An 18,353-nucleotide genomic window follows, 5' to 3' on the forward strand; every position below is an offset into this window, starting at 1 on the left:
AATCACGAGGCCTTGGTGGATTTCTTCGCGGCCGGTTTTTTGGCCGGCTTGCCTGCCAGGCTGCGTTTGAGCAACTCGGTCAGGTCGATCACATCCGCAGACTTGCGCTCCTCGGTGCCCTTAGTGGTTTCCACGTCTTCGACCTTGCCCGCCTTGGCCTTTTTCTTCACCAGCGCCATGATCTTTTCCTGGAAACTGTCGCGGTAATCGTTCGGCTGCCAATCGGCGCTCATGTCCTCCACCAAGCGCTTGGCCATGTCCAGTTCGCCCTTGGCCAGCGTCGGTTTGGTCACGTCGCTGCCCAACTCCAGTTCATCCAGGCTGCGCACTTCGGCGGGCCAGCGCAGCATCACCAGCACCAGCGCCGACTCCAGCGGCATCAGCGCCGCCAGGTGCTGCTTGGTGTGCAACACCACATTGGCCAGAGCAACCTTGCGGGTTTTCTTGAGGGTTTCACGCAGCAGGGCGTAGACCTTGCCACCGCGTTTGTCGGGCGCGAGAAAGTAGGGTGTGTCGATGTTTTGCAGCGGGATCTGGTCGCTGTCGACAAAGGCGATGATCTCGATGGTCTGGGTCGACTTGGGGTGCGCCGAACGAATTTCCTCCTCGCTGAGCACCACATAGCGGCCTTTCTCAAAGGCCACGCCCTTGACGATATGCTCCTTGGTGACTTCCTTGCCGGTGGTTTTGTTGATGCGCTTGTAGCCCACCGGGTCCATGCTGCGTTTGTCCAGCCAGTCAAAATCAACGCCTTGGGACGACGTTGCCGAGACCAGCGAAACCGGAATATGGACCAAGCCAAAGCTGATTGCGCCTTTCCAGATTGCCCGCGCCATAGGTGTGATTCCTTGAGTAGAGCCTGTGTTCTGGTGACTCGCAGGCGGCGGCAAAAGTTTCGATGGGCGGATGCGCGGACAGATTGTGTTACACCTGATGAGAAACTATTTAGTGTCGCAGGCCGAACCCAAGGCGTAGCGTGTTATCGAAAGCACGTATCACTTGTCCTGGAGAGGCTTTGTCATGAACAGCTGTGTGCGTCATCTTGCAGTGCTGGCGTTGGGCCTGGCACTTGTTCCACTCGCCCAGGCGCAAAGCCTGCCCGGCCGTAGCGATGCCAACAACAGCCCGATTCACCGGGCCAACCCCAACAGCATGCAGGGCACCCAGCCCAATGCACCGGCTACGCGCGGCATTCAAACCGGGCCGACCAGCCCCGCGCCAACCCTGGAAAACGGCGGCATCGGCAACCGCTACCCCAAGCGTGACGCCGCCCCCAGCCGCCCTGCGACCGATACCAAAGCGCCCACCTATGATGCCAACGGCAATCGCCGGTAAGGACTCTGTCTTATGTTTGCACGCAAAACCCTGTTAGCCGCCCTTTGCGCCAGCGTTATTCTTCCACTGTCAGCAGTCTATGCCGCCGACGCCCAGCAGTTCCCCAGTGAACAAGGCAGCATTACCGCAACACCCATTGCCAAAGGCCTTGATCACCCTTGGGCCGTGGCGTTTTTACCGGACAAACAAGGCTTCCTGGTGACGGAGCGCCCCGGTCACCTGCGCGTTGTCAGCCCGGATGGCAAACTGTCCGCGCCACTGACCGGCGTGCCGCAGGTGTGGGCCAAAGGGCAGGGCGGTTTGCTCGATGTGGTGCTGTCGCCGGACTTCAAACAGGACCGTATGGTCTACCTGTCGTACGCTGAAGGCGGCGGCGAAGGCGGCAAGGCCGGGACAGCTGTCGGGCGTGGCCGCCTGGCGGATGACTTGAGCGGCTTGAAGGATTTCAAGGTGATTCTGCGCCAGGAGCCCAAGCTCTCCACCGGCAACCATTTCGGTTCGCGCCTGGCGTTCGACCGTGACGGCTACCTGTTCGTGACCCTGGGCGAAAACAACGACCGGCCGACCGCCCAGGACCTGGACAAGTTGCAAGGCAAGGTGGTGCGGATTTTTCCGGACGGCCGCGTTCCGGATGACAACCCCTTTGTCGGCCAGCCGGGCGTACGTCCCGAGATCTGGTCCTACGGCCAGCGCAACCCCCAGGGGCTGGCACTGAACCCCTGGAGCAGCACTATCTGGGAAAACGAACATGGCCCGCGCGGTGGCGATGAAATCAATATCATCGAGCGGGGCAAGAATTACGGTTGGCCATTGGCGACGCACGGGATCAACTATTCGCTGACGCCGATTCCCGAAGCCCAGGGCAAGACAGTGGAGGGCACGGTGGCACCCCATCACGTCTGGGAACAATCCCCGGGTATCAGCGGCATGGCATTTTATGATGCCGACCGGTTCAAGCCTTGGCAGCACAACCTGTTTATCGGCGCGTTGGCCAGTCAGGAGTTGATCCGCTTGCAGTTCGACGGTGACAAGGTGATCCATGAAGAGCGCTTGCTCGGCGACCTGAAGGCGCGGATTCGTGACGTGCGGCAGGGGCCGGATGGCTACCTGTATGTGCTGACGGATGAGGATAAGGGTGTGCTGTACCGGGTAGGTCTGAATCAGGATTGAGGGTGGGTTTGTGTGGGAGCTGGCAAGCCAGCTCCCACTGTTTCAGCAGGCAGGTCTTACAGTCCCAGTTCGGACAACCCCGGATGATCATCCGGACGGCGCCCCAGCGGCCAGCGGAATTTGCGCTCGCTTTCCTGGATAGGCAGGTCGTTGATGCAGGCAAAACGGTTAGCCATCAGGCCATTCTCGTCGAACTCCCAATTCTCGTTGCCGTAGGAGCGGAACCAGTTGCCCGAGTCGTCATGCCACTCATAGGCGTAACGCACGGCAATTCGGTTACCGGTGAACGCCCACAGTTCCTTGATCAGCCGGTAATCCAGCTCTTTGGCCCATTTACGGGTGAGAAAACCCTTGGCTTCTTCGCGGTTATGGGCGAACTCGGCGCGGTTACGCCATTTCGTGTCCAGGGTATAGGCCAGAGACACTCGTTGCGGGTCGCGGGAGTTCCAGCCGTCTTCGGCCAGGCGCACTTTTTCGATGGCCGATTCACGGGTAAACGGCGGCAGCGGCGGGCGGGTTTCTGTAATCGAGGTCATTCGGCAGCTCCTTAAAACAATAAGGGTTAATCGAAAGTTGCAGCGTGAGTGCGTTCAAAGTCCCAATAACGTTTGCGCCATGCATTGCGCATTATCGGCCGCTGTTGAATCGCCCATCACCAGGGCAACGGTAATGGCGCCATCGATCAGGATCAGCAGGTGCGCGGCCTGCCGTTGCGGGTCGGGGGTGCCATGTGCTTTACACAGTTCGAGTGCGTACTCGAACAGTTTCTGTTTATGCGCCTTGGCCAACAGGCGCACAGGGTTTTGGGGGTCGCCGGTTTCGCCGCTGGTATTGATGAAGGCGCAGCCGCGAAAATCCGCCGAGTCGAACCACGTCTTGAGTGCGCTGAACAGCGCCAGCAGGCGTTCGCCGCTACCCTCGCTGCGTTCTACCTCAGTGCGAAGCCAGTGCATCCAGCGTTCATCTCGGCGTTGCAGCGCTGCGATCACCAATTCATCCTTGTTGGCAAAATAGCGATAAATGCTTTTGCGCGATACACCGGCGGTTTTCACCAGAAAGTCCATGCCGGTGGCGGCGATGCCATGGCGATAGATTAACTTCTCGGTGACGTCGAGGATGATGTCGCGGGTTTCATTGTGGGTCATGTCGTTCATGGGTCGTACAGTAGAACGATCGTTCTTCTTGGTCAATAAACTTTTTTCCATGCCGCGCAACGAGACCTGAGCACCCCCATGGTGTAAGCTCGGGGCCTCTTCGGATTCGACCCATTGCGAGCCTTATGCCGTCGTTCTTCAAACGCTCCCTGTTGCCCAAACTGCGCGGTTTCCCACTTTCCAGCGATGCCATTGAGGTGCTGTCCGGTGCCGATGCCTACCGCCGTTGCCTGCTGGAGAAAATCCCCCTGGCGACGCGGCGCATCTACATCGTTGCGCTGTATTTGCAGCAGGACGAGGCGGGGCAGGAAATCTACGACGCCTTGCACGCCGCGAAGGCGGCACGGCCGGAATTGGACATCGTGGTGGTGGTCGACTGGCTGCGCGCCCAGCGTGGTTTGATCGGCGCCGGCAAGCAGCCAGGCAACAGCGCCTGGTACCAGGCGATGACGCAATCCCACAGCAGTGAAGTGCCGGTGTATGGCGTACCGGTGCAAACCCGCGAACTGTTTGGCGTGCTGCACCTCAAGGGTTTTGTGATCGACGACAGCGTGCTGTACAGCGGCGCGAGCCTGAACAATGTGTACCTGCACAAGTTCGACAAGTACCGGTTTGACCGTTATCACTTGATTCACAACCAGCCGTTGGCCGACTCCATGCAGCACCTGGTTGAGCACGGTCTTGTTGCGTCCAAGGCGGTGCATCGCCTTGACCTGCCGAACCCGCCCACGACCCGCAGCTTGCGCAACGATATTGGCGACTTGCGCAGCCGCCTGAAACACGCGACCTACGACACGACGCTGGGGCAATTGCCCAACGGCCACCTGTCCGTCACCCCATTGCTCGGCGTGGGCAAGAACAACCCGCTGAACCGGGTGATCCTGGAGCTGATCGCCAGCGCCCAGCATCAACTGACCATCTGCACGCCGTACTTCAACCTGCCGTTGCCGGTGACCCGGGAAATCAACCGTGCCCTGGCGCGCGGGGTGAAGGTCGACATCATTGTCGGCGACAAAACCGCCAACGATTTTTACATTCCGCCGAGCGAACCGTTCAAGGTGATCTCGGCGCTGCCTTATCTGTACGAAATCAGTTTGCGGCGTTTCGCCAAGCGCCATCAGCCGGTGATCGACAGTGGGCAATTGAACCTGCACCTGTGGCGCGACGGCGACAACACTTATCACCTCAAAGGCCTGTGGGTCGACCAGCGTTACACCTTGCTCACCGGCAACAACCTCAACCCGCGCGCGTTCCGCCTGGATCTGGAAAACGGCTTGCTGATTGATGACCCGCAGGGGCAATGGCTGGCGCCGCGCCGCACTGAGCTGGCGCAGATTTTTCAGCACACCACGCGCATTGAGGGTTACCAGCAGTTGCAGACGCTGCTGGATTATCCGCCAGCGGTCGGCAAGTTCCTGCGCAGGGTCAGCCGAGTGCGCATCGAGCGGTTGTTGTATCGCATTTTGTAGCGATTTCGCTGTGTCTTTCTGAGGTCGCGCCCGTCCGGGCGCGGGATGTTGAGGCTTGGGATTTTCCTTACAACGTCGCCATAAATGGCGTTTTAAGGTGCCCCTTGCTGCTCTGGAATCGGAGCAGTTGCTTCACTCATCCAAACTCAGTGGGAGAGTCGTTATGCCTATTTCCGGCATCAATGCTTCCAGGACGTTTAATTTCAGGGATGTTATCAACTCGCAAGCGTTAGATACGCCAGCTACCGACACCAGCAGTACTCGCGCCAAGCGCAGTACGACACAACAAGCCTCTACCGACGAGAGGAGGCCTGGGTGGACTTTTCTTCCTCCATCCACCCGCAGGAGTCGCTTGGCACCTCTCGCCGACCGCCAGCTGCAAGACTCCATGAGTGGCTCTGCACTGGGCGGTCTCACAGACAAACGCGTGCAGGTCCCGCCTGGCTCCAGCCTTTTCCCCGCTTTTGACGCGTACCGCAGCGCGATCAACACACCCGAGGCCATCGCCTGGTTCTTGAAACAGGGCATCGTAATGTCCTCCGTCGTCATCAAGCCCGATTCGGTGACCGGCAACGTGACGCGAGACGGTGTCACGCGCCTGGAAACCTTCACCGCAGGCGACGGTTCGGGTTGGTGGCGCATCAGCCCCCGGATAAATGCCGCTGCGGCCGCGCTGGATGTTGCGGGCAACGGCTTGCCCTATCTCAGTGATGACAGCGATATCTTGTCACGCAATACGGTCCTGAGCTGGTATGGGGTTAAACCACCCGCTCACGAGGGCGATCTGGGCCGAGTGCGTAACGAGCTTGCGGCGTCGAATTGGCTTGCGCTGCCGGGCGACACCAAGGCGCGGATCAATCAGCGGATACTGACGGCCAGAACGGTTGTCGACAGAATCGACGAACGCAAAAATCTGTCAAACCAGCTGAGTGCGCTCTTGGGTAACAAGCCTGACAACGAAGCGTTGGTGCTCACAGGTGTTCAAGCGCAAATCGGCAGTACATCGTCGCTAGCCAAAGCGGCTGCAACCACCGCGTCAGTCAGCGACGTCCTGAAAACCCATGATCTGCCGCTGCCCAAAACCGTGGGTGAATTGCGTAACACGATCCGCTGGCTGAATGCTTCGCTGCCACCAGCGCCACCCTTGGGTAATTTTGCGCAATTGATCTCCACCCCATGGGTGCCGGGGGCGTTGTCTGAGCCTGACAAACAATTCCTGGCGGGGTTGAGCCGTGTGGATCCCTCTCACCGTAATCCTTCGCGCGATCTTCTTTCCGGCGGATTTGTCGACTCCACCAGCCCTGATGAACTGCGTTCAAAGGCTGAGCATTATCTGAAACTGGCCCTGTACCGAAGTCAACCTCAGGCGCGCTGGGAGCATATTGCGACGGGTCGACAGTTCCGCGGGCAGTCCGCCGCCGGGCCCTCAACCCTTGAGGTCATGCGGTGGGCCATGGCGGCAATCATGCTGCAAATCGACCCTGATGCACCCGGCAAGCCTGGGGTCATCGCCGGGTATGACATTTACCAGGCCGCCAACAACGGGCGCTCGATGGCCGCTGTGCGCGAGGACATTGAGGCGCACCTTAAACAGAAGCTGGGGCCTGATGCCAAGGCTGCTCCGCTGGTGGCCCATCTGTTCCTGGCGAGTGCCGCCCCCGAATTCCTGATCGCGGACAGTGTCTCCACGCTGCGCATGGGCACCACCGAATGGGCCGACTTGCGCCTGGGCGTCGCGTTTGCCGAACGCCAGGGCGGGCCTGGCTGTTCACGGGCCATGAGTTACCAGGAAGTCATGGCACTGACCCGGCTGGACCCCCGAAGCCCTGAAGAAGCAGCGGTGCTGGATAACCATGGGATCGCCCCATTGCTGGATTGGGGGTTGATGCAGGGGCTTTACACGAAACCGGCAGACGGGGCGTATACACCGCAGCAGTATCAGCAGGCCGCCAGCGCGTTCGATGCTCAGCGCGACCAGCTCCTGCAAGCCCTGAATGCGTTCAAGACGCCGCTGCCGACTCGACGAAGCTTGGCGATCGAACAGTTGCAAAAAGAGTTTCCAGATCTCGATGTCAAGCAGCTGGAAGCCATGAGGGTGTACATCGCTGATCCAAATGAACGGCGCAATATGAAACTGTCGGAACCGAGGACGCGCTCACTCATCGAGACTTACATGACCGGTGACCTGACCACCAACCGCTGGATGCTGTTGGCCCCTGGCGAGCAACCGCCTCAACCCGCCAAGCCGAAGTCCCCCTATGCCGCTGATAAGGGCCTGAGCAAGCAGCAGCAAGCCGCCGTTGATCAAAACGTAAAAGCCTTGAACGCCAGGATCGACAAATTGGCGAACGTGCAGAACCTGGTGTCCGTTGAAGTTGACACCTATCTTGACAACCTCAAGCAAGGATTGGGTACGGTCACCCGCAGGATGATTGCGAACCTGCCATTGGCTGATCGCCAAGCGTTGGAATTCGGTAATGTCGAACTGTTTGCCCTGCGCGAACAAACCGACGGCGTGCCGACGGTTGAACTGACTCCGGGGCAAGTAGAGGAGCGGCGAGGGCGCAAGGGCACGGTGATACGTAGCGAATATAACGGGGTGATCCGGTACTTTGAGGTGTTCCCGGACAAGATGCTCATGGTCAAACGCGATGATCTACCCGCCAAATTGACGCTTGGGGGCACCTTTGAGAGTCAACCGAAGACTTACGGGAATTGGGCGACCACACATACTCAGGTGCAGAACGGAGCGTCGGAACCGTTTGATTTCAAGGCCTACAGCTCAGACTCGCAGCCCACGCCCGGCACGACGTCGCCAGGCATCATCATTGATAAGTTGGGTGACACCCTGGTGGCGCCGACATCCGCACAGAACGGCACTGCCAACTCAATGCCCAACAGCTTTGGTTCGGCGCGAACTGACGCGATTATCGACCGGATAATGCAGGGCAATTTCGTGCATCACCGAGACAGCGTATTGACGGCCGCAAGGGGCGAGTTGCAACTGGAACAAAGCCGGGAAGTGCTAAGACGCAATGACGCCATTCTGCTGAGCATGATCCCGTTCGTGGGCGCGATTATGGATCTGGTCAAGGGCAATTGGGTCGAGGGCACGCGAGGACTGCTTATCGACACCGTTGGCGCTTTGGTCGGAGGCGCAGCGTCAGCGGTCGGGTCTTTGGTGAAGACCACGAAAGTTGTGGCTCCCTTCGGTGCCAAGGCATTTCGTGTGTTGGAAAAAGGCGTACTCGTCGTCAGCGGCTTCTTGAACCCGCTGGACGGTTCGGCGGACCTGCTGGCCGCCGGCGCGAAAGGAATCTTCGCCGTGCCGAAGCTGTTGAGCAAAGTGCCAAAGCCCACACTAATGACCACGCTCGGGGCCGTTGAGGAAAAACTGCGCACCTACCTCGGCGTGAGTGGCGGGGTGAAGCAGTTAGCGACAACCCAGCGGGGGAGTGAGCAGGCGACTGCTTCCGATGGGCTTTATCACGGGGTCAATATCAAGGCGACGCAGATTGACGGCCTGTGGTACGCGACTGATCCGAAAACAGGCTTGCCGGTGGGCACACCGCTGGACGGGTTTTTCAGCGCTTGATGCAGTCAAGGCGCAGCACAATGACCCAGGCTAACCCAAGGCCTGGGTTTTTTCAGTTGATAGGGCAGGACATTCTTTTCATCAACTTGCGAATAGGCCTATACGCCGTTTGCCAATAGCTTCGTAGGCTTTCTACTGACAGTTCTTACGGACAAGAACTCTCGCCAGTCAATCAGGTTGAGAGAAATAGAAATGTCTACACTTAGCGTCAGCCGTAACGTGATGGTGCTCAACGCTACCGACGCCTTCCAGGCGCCCGCACCTCACGCAGAAAAAAAGCTTGATCCCGCCTCCGAAACAATCCCATCGCCAACACCACGGCAAGCGCCTGATCCCGGTCAAACCTCCTTGCGAGCGATGCGCATGCACGAGCAGCTGCAAGAGTCGTCGGACCGTGCCAAGCGCGATACGTCGCCAACGCGTTCGCAACCCCCCCTGAACAGCAATGGCGTCAGGCTTCGTTTCCCTTCTGCCGTTGCGGCAACCAAGGCCGATACCAGGCTGCAGAAAAACCTGGTTCAGTGGTTGAACAGCGGTCATGCAAATGAAAATCTCATTCCGAAAAACGCCTCTGGCACACCCTTCATCGAGGCGTACGAGCGAGCGGTCCATGAGCCGCACCTCCAGGCCTGGTTCAAGTCCAAAGGCTTCAAGCTCGCAACCGTGCGTGTCTTCAGCGACTGCGTAACGGGCATTGTGGTGCGCGATGGCAAGGAAATCTTCCAGCGTTTTTCGACCACGGACGGGTCAGGTTGGGGGCTTGCCGGCAGGAACATCAGTGCGGCGCAGAACGCGCTGTCACCCAATGACTTGGGCATGCCCGGTATGCCGGGCAAGTTACAGGATCTGGTCCCTCGTGATGTCTTGCTGGATTTCTACGGCGTCCGGCCGCCATTGAATGAAAAGTCCGCGCCGCAGTTGGGCAAAAAGCTCAAAAAAGACGGATGGCCCACGATTTCCGTGGCGCAACGCGAACAATGGGAGGGCAGCTTCAAACAACAGGCGCAGCGTCGAGACGACAACGCCTTGCGCGCGGATCTTGCTGAACAATTGCGTTCACTGATTCAAGGCAAATCTGACAGCGATCCGCTGACACTCGATGAGCACAGGGTGGTGGCGGCACCCGGGTCTGCTCTGGATCAACGGAGCAATAAGGCGCGTAAACAGTTTCTCGAATTCCTGGCGTCACCGGCCTTCACGGCCTTCCTGAAAAAAACCGGATTCGAGGAGCCCGGCAGCGAGTTCAGGATGACTGAGTTCAGACTGTCGGAGGGTGACTTGCAGATGCGTAATCGTGCAGGCCAATGGGTCCCTTTGCAGCGAGCGTTCGACGACGAAGTCAGCAAAGTCGCAACGGGCGGCAGTAAGGAGGAACAAGCGGCCGCCCGCAAGATGAACGCCGATTACAACGTGTTGGTGGGCATGGCGAAGAAAACCGGCAATGCGCTGTACTCCACGCGCACCTATGATGCGCGCCAGGCATTGGCGATGTATGCGCCAGACGCGGCGAATACCGTCGGCCAATTGCGTGCGACCCTGGGCTGGCTGGATACGCAATTGCCGCAACCTCCGCTGGCAAGGGATTATGCAGGGCTGACACCCTATGGGCCGGGAGGGCTATCCGATGCCGTCATGGATAAACTCAAAGGCTCATCGACGCAGGTGATGGCGCTGCTCAAGGCGTTCTCGGGCCGCTGGTCAGGCTTTGAATCCTTTCCCGATCCGGACAGTCAGCTCGCCGCTTTTTTTGATTCCGCGCAGGCCACCGCTCTTGCTGAAACGATCGCCAAGTCGCTCAGACTCTACTCGGTAGCGGAGGGGCAGGTACTTCCAAAGACTGATCGACATCAACTCTTGGCGGCAGCCCTCAAACTCAGCGTAGAGGCCCCGGTTCCGGGCCAGTCAGGGACGGTTGCCGGTTATGGCTTATACCAGGCAGGCAATAACGGGCGCACGCTTAAGGAGGTGCGCTCAGACGTTGAGACGCACCTTGAAAAAAAGGGTGTGGATAGCAAGGTCTCGTCATTGATGGCCCACCTGTTTTTGGCCCAGTCGGCGCCGGAAATGCTGATCAAAAAAGACCCTACGGTGCCCGCCGATACGGCTCAGCTACTCAATCAAGACCCTGAGTCGATCAAGGTCGGCTCCACGGGCTGGCTCAATCTGCGCCTGGGATGTGCACTGGTTGATTCTCTGGGCGTGGCGGGTGGTTCAAGGTCTTTGAACTTCACGCAAATCATGGCGCTGTCGCGGTTGAGCGCTGCCGGGCCGGAACAGGAAACCTTGATCAAGCAACTCGCGACTCAACCGTTGCTCGACTGGGGAGTGATGACGGGGATTTTTCCTGCAACCTCGGACGGGAAGTACTCCCCGGGCGATTATGAGGCTGCTTCAAAAGCCTTTACCGAGCGGGAAAACCAGACGCGTGAAGCATTCGCCACGTTGCTGAGTGAGTCGCCGACCCAAACCAGCCTGCTGGTCAAGCAATTGGCACTGTTGTTTCCAGAGATGACCGAAGAGGGCATTCGCAACATCAAGGTGGAGAGGGAAAGCGATATCGATGTGGTGGTTCTTAACAACACACATTTGATTCGACCCGCCGCTCCCAGGCTGCTGACCGATGTCATCTTGATGAACCAGGCGGTGGGCGACCCGCAACATGGCTTACGTGAGAGTCGGGTGAGTGGCGTCAACCTCAAGATGTCTTCTGCGGCGTTTAAAGAGCGCCTCAAACAATTACCGATGATCATGCCTTTGGTTGCGCCCGCGGTTGATAAATACACTGCCGATGCCCGGGCGGCTCAGGCCACGGCGTTGAAGTTGATGATCGCTCAATTGCCCCTCGAGGACCGCAGGGCATTGGAGTCTGGCAAGATCGAGTTCTTTAGCGTGCGCAACGAAACCGGGGAAGATGTTGAGGCGGACACAGGCGCTGACTCGAAAGTTGCCAAAAACAAGGGGACTCATGGGCTCCTGATGCGTTACGAAACTGACGCGGTCGAACCGAGGTTCGGGTATTTCGAGGTTTTTCCCGGTTCCATGAAGATGGTCAAGCGAACCGACCTGCCCGAAACTCTGCCTCTGGGCGGCAAAGTCGAAAACGGTCAAAAGCCTTTCGGGCCCTTTGCCTACGTCAACGCCCAGTTTCAGAAAGGCACCCGCCAGCCCTTTGATTTCGAGGCGTACGACACAGGTTCCATGCCGCGTTCCGGAGTGCAATCGCAGGTCATCATTGAGCGCTACGGCACGGCGCTGCCTGATACGCCGTCGACGTTCCGCTCGCGCATCCCCAACTCCTTTGTTTCTTCCAAAACCGCGCACATCGTGAACAGGTTGCAGGCCTATAGCTTTGCCGACGACCGTGCAGCGCGGATTGCCCATGCCAACGAGCCGACCGCACTGCACAAGAGTAAACATCCCTACGCGACGAGCACGTTATTTACCGCTGAAAATGCCCGCTCGATACTCAGCTTGATTCCCTATGTGGGCGCGATTGCCGACTTAGTGGACGGCAAAACAGAAGACGGGATAAAGGGCTTGCTCATCGACCTTGCGTCCTTTGTCGCCACCGGTGGGCTTGCAGGGGCAAAGAGTTTTGCCAAAGGGTTGAGAATGCTGATCCCGTTCAGTGGCAAACCATTCAGCATGGCCGGATTAAAAGGGGCGGGAACGTTTTTTCGCGGGCTGTTCAATCCATTGGAAAGCATCCCCGACATCATGCGGTCTGGCCCGAACGCAATAAACGCGCTGAAGATGGTTGCGAAGGGGCAAACGATTCGTCTTGGGGCGAACCTCTATCTGCCGGTCAAGACGTTCGAGCAGTGGCGATGGACGTTGGGCGCACGCGACACCTTGTTCGCAGGCTCTAGCCGGTCGGCCAGCCAATGGCCGGGAGCCCGAATGGGCGCCAGCGATAATCGCGAAGTTCTTGCAGTTGAGAAGAACGGCGCGTGGTACGCCATCAACCCGATCAGTGGCAAACCCGAAGGTGCGCCACTTGAGCGGTTCACACCTCAAGCGGCGTGAGGTGTGACACCCCAAGGCGTTCGGCTGCCCGCAAGGGCCGCTCGAACGCCCGGGCGGTGAATCAGTTCAGGCCCAGCTTGCCGCGCAGGGTCGACAGGTCTTCAGCCAGGGTGTTGACCGGACCCACCAGCGCCTTGCGGTCGTTTTCCTTGACCTTGTCGTAGGTCTCGTAGCCGCCATCCTTGGTTTTGTACTTGGCGAGGATCTTGTCCACGCTGGCAAAGTTCTTGTCGACCTTGGCCAGGAACGCCTTGGCTTGTTTCTCGATCTGGCCACGGAACAGGTCGACGATTTTCTTCGCGCCGTCGATGTTGCCCTGGAAGTCATACAGGTCAGTGTGGCTGTAACGGTCTTCTTCGCCGGAGATCTTGGTCGCGGCGACTTCTTCGAGCAGCGCTGCAGCACCGCCGACGACTTTTTCAGGCGGGAAGGTCAGGCCGTCAACACGGGTTTTCAGGTCGTTGACGTCGGCGTTCAGCTTGGCGGTCAGCGTTTCCAGACCTTTGGTGGTCTTCTCGGAGAACAGCACGTATTCGATGCGGTGGAAGCCGGTGAAGTCTTCAGCTGTCACGCCTTTTTCGTGGTCGTCGACACGCGAGTCGATGGAGGCGTCGAGGTCACTGAACAGCTCGGCAATCGGCTCGATGGACTCATAGTGCACGCGGGTCGGTGCGTAGAGCTTCTGGGCAGTGGCCAGGTCGCCTTTGTTGATCGCGTCGGTGAATGCTTTGGTCTGGGTGACCAGCTCGCCGATTTCTTCGGTGACGTAGATCTTGTAGTCCGACACCGGGCCTACCAGGTCCAGCGGCGCGGTCGCGGCGAACGCTGCCAGCGGCGAAAGGGTCATTAACAACGACAACGCAATAGTCGACTTCTTCATGGGACGGTATCCGCTCTGGTTTGTTTTAGGTGTTGGCAGTGGTTTGAGGGTGCGTTGCAGCGAGCAGCGTGCGCCCAATGAAATCCTTGGGCCCTGCGACGCCTGGCAAGGTGAAGAAATACCCGCCGCCGACCGGCTTGAGGTACTCCTCCAGGGGCTCGCCGTTGAGCCGGGTTTGCACGCTGATAAAACCTTTCTCCAGGTCAGCCTGGTAGCAGATGAACAACAGCCCCATGTCCAGCTGACCGTTTTTGTTGACGCCGTTGGAGTAGTTGAACGGCCGACGCAGAATCAGGTTGGCCTGGGTCTGCGGGGTACGCGGGTTGGCCAGGCGGATGTGGGCATCGAGCTTGGTCAACTTGCCTTCCGGGTCCTTGCTGTAGTCGGGAACCTGAGTTTCCTTGTCGCCATCCATCGGTGCGCCCGAGGGTTTGACGCGGCCAATGATGCTTTCCTGCTCTTGCAGCGGGGTACGGTCCCAGCGCTCGACGAAATTGCGGATGATGCGCACGGCTTGATAGCTGCCATTGGCGGCCCAGGCCGGTTCGTCACTGCCAGGTTGCACCCAGACAATCTGGTCCATGGCCTTGTCGTCGGTGGAGTTGGGGTTGGCCGAACCGTCCCGAAAGCCGAGGAAATTGCGCGCACTTTGTGCCGGCTCGCCCGGTTTGGCGGGCGCCTGTGGCGGCACGCTGCCTTCCTGCTTCCAGCGCACCAGCAGCAGGTCGGGCAGGTTTTTGACGATGTCGCGCAGGGCGTGAATATTGGTGTCCGGGGTGTTGGAGCTGAACTGCAGGCTCAGGTCACCATGGCACTGCGCCGGTTCCAGCGCGTCATTGGGAAAGCCGACCATGCGGCTCAGGCGCTTGGGTTTGACCGCGGTCAGGCCGAAGCGCTCATCGAACAGTGACTCGCCGACCGACACGGTAATCGTCAGGTTGTCCGGCGCGACCACCGGGCCGAGGATCCCGGAGTCGGTGGGCGGCAGTTTCGGGTCGACTTGCGGCACCGTGCCGCCGGTCACCAGGAACGCGATGCGCTCGTTCAAGGTGCGGAACAAGCGGTCCAGGTCGTCGCGATCGCTTGCCAGTACGTCGAAGGCCACGATCATGCCGCACGCCGGGCGCGGCGTGACGATGCCGGCCTGGTGCTTGCCGAAAAAGTCGTGGTGGTCCTGGGTCTTGTCACTGCGTGGCGCCGTGGTGACTTGCTCGGCTGCGGCCGCCATGGCCGGGCAGGTCAGGGTGCTGCCGGCAATGGCGGCGCCGGTGGCGGCCATGCCCAGCAGGACGCGGCGGCGCTGGAGGTTAAGCTGTTCTGAATCACTCATCTGTGCGGTCGTCTTCACTGCAGGCCGGAAAGGCCAAGGGCGGGGTCAATTCCATCGAGTGCAACGGCCAGAGCCTTGGCCTTGTCGGCGATCTGCTTGCGCTGATCGGCCGTAACGCTGTCGTACGTGGTGTAGCTGTTATTGACCTTGAAGCCGGCGAGTTCAGCATCGAAGGCATTCAGGGCGCTGTCGATGTTCGGCAACAGGTCGGCGGCGGATTTGGTCAGCAACGGACGCATGAGCTCGACGACTTTATGGGCGACTTCGAGGTTGGCGGCAAAGCCATTCAAGTCGATATGGCTGTAGCGTTCCTCTTCACCGCTGGCGGCGCGCACGTCGGCCAGGCTGTTGAGGTTGCGCACCACGATGCTCACCAGTTGCTCCGGTGGCAGCGACTGGGCCAGCAGCTGTGTCTTGAGGGTGGTGACGTCGGTGACCAGGCGCTGGGCGATCGGGGCCAGGCCGTCGAGGCTGCGTTGCTGGAACAGGCTGTACTCAATGCGATGGAAGCCACTGAAAGCCGGGTCTTGCTCGCGCTTTTCAAAGTAGTCGGCGCGGGCGTTGATCGCATTGTCCAGCTCGGCCAGACGTTGCGATGCCGGGGCCAGACGCTGGTAAGCCTCGCGGGCCGGTACGTACAGCGCCTGGGCCTGGGCCAGGTCGCCGGCGTCGATGGCTTGTTGCAATGCCGTCGCAGCCTTGACCAGGGCGCTGCCTTGACCACTCAAGTACACGCGAAACTCCGACAGCGGGCCGATAAACGCGACCATCGACGGCTTGGCTTTGGCCTGTGCGTCGGACTCGGCGGTCGGCGTCACATGCAAGGTGCCACGCGGGTTACTCAGCAGGCCGCAGGTGATCGCGTAGTCGCCGGGCAACAGGTTGGCGTTGATGATCTGGCTCAGGCCCGGGGCGATATTTTCGCGCTCCTCGATCACCAGCACACCGTCGAGGATTTCCCACTCCACCGCACGGTCGGAACGGTTGATGATACGAAAGCTCGCGCGCCCAGCAGGTACGGTCAGCTCGTTGGGCTCGCAGGCGTGGCCGTGAATGGTCACGGCGATTTCATTGCTGTTGGTCTGGCGCTTGGCGGCAGCCAGTTGCGAGGCGTAATAAAACAGGCCACCGGCGGCGATCATCACGACCACCGAGCCGGCCACCGCCCAGCGCAAGGCGCGGGCAGGCGGTGCCGGTTGAGGGATTGGGTTGGACAAGAGACGGTCCTTACTGGCTGGAAACGGAAGAGGTTTTGGCGACAGGCTTGGTGGGGGCCGAGGGCAGGAAGAACATCACCAAAGCCACCACCAGATAAATCAGATAAGCGCCCAGGGTGCTCACGGTCGGCGCCTCCTGATAGCCGAACATCCCGGCCAGCACCGAGCCCAGCGGGCTGTCCATCGGCAGCGCGGCGCTGAAGTCGAACAGCACGGTTTGCAGGTGGTTCCACACCCCGGCTTCGTGCAGCGCTTGCACCGAGTTGGCGAGAATGCCGGCGGCGACCACGAGGATAAACAGGCCGGTCCAGCGGAAGAACGCGCCGAGGTTCAGGCGCATGCTGCCGGAATAGATCAGGAAGCCGACGATAATTGCCAGGATCAGGCCGAGCAGGGCGCCAATGGGCGCGCCCGGGCCTTCGCTCTGCTGGAACACGGCGAGCAGGAAAAATACGGTCTCAAGGCCTTCGCGGGCCACGGCGAAAAACACCATGGCAATCAGCGCGATCACCTGGTGTTTGGACCCGGCCAAGGCGTGGTCGAGGGATTCATGCAGGGAGTGCTTGATGGAGCGCGCGACCTTGCGCATCCAGAACACCATGGAACTGAGGATGCCAACAGCCACCAGGCCGACCACACCTTCGAACAGTTCCTGTTGCTTTTGCGGGAATTCAGCGCTGACCAGCTCCAGGCCACCACCGACCAGTAAGGCCAGGGCGGCAGCCAGAAACACGCCGATCCACACGGCAGGCATCCACTGGCCACGGCCAGTCTGTTGCAGGTAACTGGCAATAATGCCGACGATCAACGCGGCTTCAATGCCTTCGCGCAGCATGATTAGAAAGGGAACAAGCATTCAGCACCGCATCGAGACTGGTTGGGATGCTAATTTGTAACATAATGATACTCATTACTAAACAGTGAATGTTGAGCTTTGCTGAACTGTGGCTGAACGGTGGTGGCGAATCGCAACCGCCCTTATGATGCACGCCACGTTTATTGATAGCTGAATAGCCGAATTCCCATGGCGGAAAAAGACACCATTTCCATTCACCTTGTGCGTGAAGCGCTGCTGCAGAGCTGCGCGCCGGGTGCTGCGACGCTTGAGGCGCTGGATAAAGTCGGGATCGATCCGGCGTTGCTGACGCAGCCCAACGCTCGGGTGCCAGCCACGGCGTATGCACGCTTGTGGCGTTCACTGGCGCGGCGCTTGGACGATGAATTTTTCGGCATGGACCCGCGCAAGCTCAAGTCCGGCAGCTTCGAGTTTCTGTGCCGTGCCGCCATGGCGCAGCCGAACCTGGGCGCGAGCCTGGAAGCCGGCCTGCAGTTTCTGTCACTGATGCTCGACCAGTTGCCGGCGCAACTGGTGCGTCAGCAAAGCCTGGCGGAAATCGTGCTACTTGAGCCTGAGGTGCCGCCGAAGCGGGCGTTTACGTACTTTGCCTACTGGATGATTGTTCACGGCGTGGCCTGCTGGCTGGCGGGGCGGCGGATTCCGATTCTGGCCATCGAACTGCGGTGCGCGCAGCCGGATTTTTGTGATGACTATCAGGTGATGTTTTCCGATAACTTGCGTTTTGATCGGCCGCGTACGCGGATGATCTTTTCGGCGGATTGCCTGGATTTGCCGATCAAGCGCAGCGCTGATGAACTGAAGCGGTTTCTGGCGCATGCGCCGGCCAACATTCTGGTGAAGTACCGCGATCCGCAAAGCCTGGCGGCCCGGATCAAGCACGACTTGCGTCAGCTGCCTGCCGAGACGTGGCCGGAAACCGAGGGCCTGGCGGCGTCGTTGTGCATCTCGGCGTCGACGTTGCGTCGCAGGCTGGCGGAGGAGGGGCAGACGTATCAGGGGCTTAAGGACAGCGTGCGCAAGGAGTTGGCGATTGTCTGGCTGGCGGAACCGCAGATCAGTTTTGCCGAGATTGCGGCACGGTTGGGGTTTGCCGATGCGAGTTCGTTTTATAAGGCGTTTCGCAAGTGGTCCGGGTCGAATCCGGGGCATTACCGGAGTTTGATTTTGAATGAGGGATTGGGGCGGTAGGGGTTGCGTGTATATCCGTTATTTAGGTAACGGCTGCTTATGGTTCCGCTCTTACAGCGGCTCACTTTTGGAAAGACCCAAAAGTAAGCAAAAGGTCTTCGCCCCACCACTCGGCACCTCGCCTAGGCTC

At 59.5% G+C, this 18,353-nt stretch carries 13 protein-coding genes; 6 read left to right on the top strand and 7 right to left on the bottom strand.

Translation table 11 applies throughout. The annotated features are described in order from the left end of the window. Positions 1–2: 2 nt before the first annotated feature. Entirely contained in the window at positions 3–836 is an 834-nt protein-coding gene (locus BFW87_RS24565; protein ID WP_078742300.1) for a non-homologous end joining protein Ku, read from the bottom strand. A gap of 184 nt (positions 837–1,020) precedes the next feature. On the opposite strand from BFW87_RS24565, the gene BFW87_RS24570 reads away from it, so the two are divergent. Continuing rightward, positions 1,021–1,335, top strand: a complete 315-nt coding sequence (locus BFW87_RS24570) for a hypothetical protein (RefSeq protein ID WP_078742301.1) — start codon at positions 1,021–1,023, stop codon at positions 1,333–1,335. Positions 1,336–1,347: 12 nt separating this feature from the next. Continuing rightward, a complete protein-coding gene (locus tag BFW87_RS24575; RefSeq protein ID WP_078742302.1) occupies positions 1,348–2,505 on the top strand; it encodes a PQQ-dependent sugar dehydrogenase in 1,158 nt (385 codons plus the stop codon). Between the two features lie 56 nt (positions 2,506–2,561). On the opposite strand, the gene BFW87_RS24580 is transcribed toward BFW87_RS24575, so the two are convergent. Further along, the gene (locus tag BFW87_RS24580; protein ID WP_078742303.1) at positions 2,562–3,041 is read right to left on the bottom strand and encodes a nuclear transport factor 2 family protein; all 480 of its coding nucleotides are present in this window, start codon (positions 3,039–3,041) and stop codon (positions 2,562–2,564) included. A gap of 54 nt (positions 3,042–3,095) precedes the next feature. Next, positions 3,096–3,659: a TetR/AcrR family transcriptional regulator gene (locus tag BFW87_RS24585; protein WP_078742304.1), complete on the bottom strand. Its 564-nt coding sequence runs from the start codon at positions 3,657–3,659 to the stop codon at positions 3,096–3,098. Positions 3,660–3,784: 125 nt separating this feature from the next. Between BFW87_RS24585 and pssA the strand changes: the two genes are divergently transcribed. The 3 genes from pssA to BFW87_RS24600 all read left to right on the top strand — a co-directional run bounded on the left by pssA (position 3,785) and on the right by BFW87_RS24600 (position 12,749). Next, positions 3,785–5,128, top strand: coding sequence for a CDP-diacylglycerol--serine O-phosphatidyltransferase (pssA, locus tag BFW87_RS24590; RefSeq protein ID WP_078742305.1), 1,344 nt, complete (start codon positions 3,785–3,787; stop codon positions 5,126–5,128). A gap of 352 nt (positions 5,129–5,480) precedes the next feature. Continuing rightward, on the top strand, positions 5,481–8,723 hold the full coding sequence (locus BFW87_RS24595; RefSeq protein ID WP_078742306.1) for a hypothetical protein: 3,243 nt from the start codon (positions 5,481–5,483) through the stop codon (positions 8,721–8,723). 192 nt (positions 8,724–8,915) lie between these two features. Continuing rightward, on the top strand, positions 8,916–12,749 hold the full coding sequence (locus BFW87_RS24600; RefSeq protein ID WP_254865942.1) for a hypothetical protein: 3,834 nt from the start codon (positions 8,916–8,918) through the stop codon (positions 12,747–12,749). A 61-nt stretch (positions 12,750–12,810) separates the two neighbouring features. Here the strand turns inward: BFW87_RS24600 and efeO (BFW87_RS24605) are convergent, their stop codons facing one another. Genes efeO (BFW87_RS24605) through efeU form a run of 4 tightly spaced genes read right to left on the bottom strand, consistent with a single transcriptional unit; the run spans position 12,811 to position 17,032 of the window. Continuing rightward, positions 12,811–13,668, bottom strand: coding sequence for an iron uptake system protein EfeO (gene efeO / locus BFW87_RS24605; protein ID WP_303047328.1), 858 nt, complete (start codon positions 13,666–13,668; stop codon positions 12,811–12,813). Continuing rightward, positions 13,655–14,959: an iron uptake transporter deferrochelatase/peroxidase subunit gene (gene efeB, locus BFW87_RS24610; protein WP_078742314.1), complete on the bottom strand. Its 1,305-nt coding sequence runs from the start codon at positions 14,957–14,959 to the stop codon at positions 13,655–13,657. The genes efeO (BFW87_RS24605) and efeB overlap by 14 nt, the downstream gene beginning before the upstream one ends. A 14-nt stretch (positions 14,960–14,973) precedes the next feature. Then, positions 14,974–16,176, bottom strand: coding sequence for an iron uptake system protein EfeO (efeO, locus tag BFW87_RS24615; RefSeq protein WP_078742308.1), 1,203 nt, complete (start codon positions 16,174–16,176; stop codon positions 14,974–14,976). A 10-nt stretch (positions 16,177–16,186) separates the two neighbouring features. Continuing rightward, positions 16,187–17,032 (bottom strand): iron uptake transporter permease EfeU, encoded by an 846-nt coding sequence (gene efeU, locus BFW87_RS24620; RefSeq protein ID WP_078742309.1) that lies wholly within the window; start codon positions 17,030–17,032, stop codon positions 16,187–16,189. A gap of 168 nt (positions 17,033–17,200) precedes the next feature. Here efeU and BFW87_RS24625 point away from each other — a divergent pair, with 168 nt between their 5' ends. Beyond that, the gene (locus BFW87_RS24625) at positions 17,201–18,223 is read left to right on the top strand and encodes an AraC family transcriptional regulator (protein WP_078742310.1); all 1,023 of its coding nucleotides are present in this window, start codon (positions 17,201–17,203) and stop codon (positions 18,221–18,223) included. Positions 18,224–18,353 lie beyond the last annotated feature (130 nt).

It is taken from the genome of Pseudomonas fluorescens, from assembly GCF_002022275.1.
GTDB classification, from domain to species: domain Bacteria; phylum Pseudomonadota; class Gammaproteobacteria; order Pseudomonadales; family Pseudomonadaceae; genus Aquipseudomonas; species Aquipseudomonas fluorescens_AJ.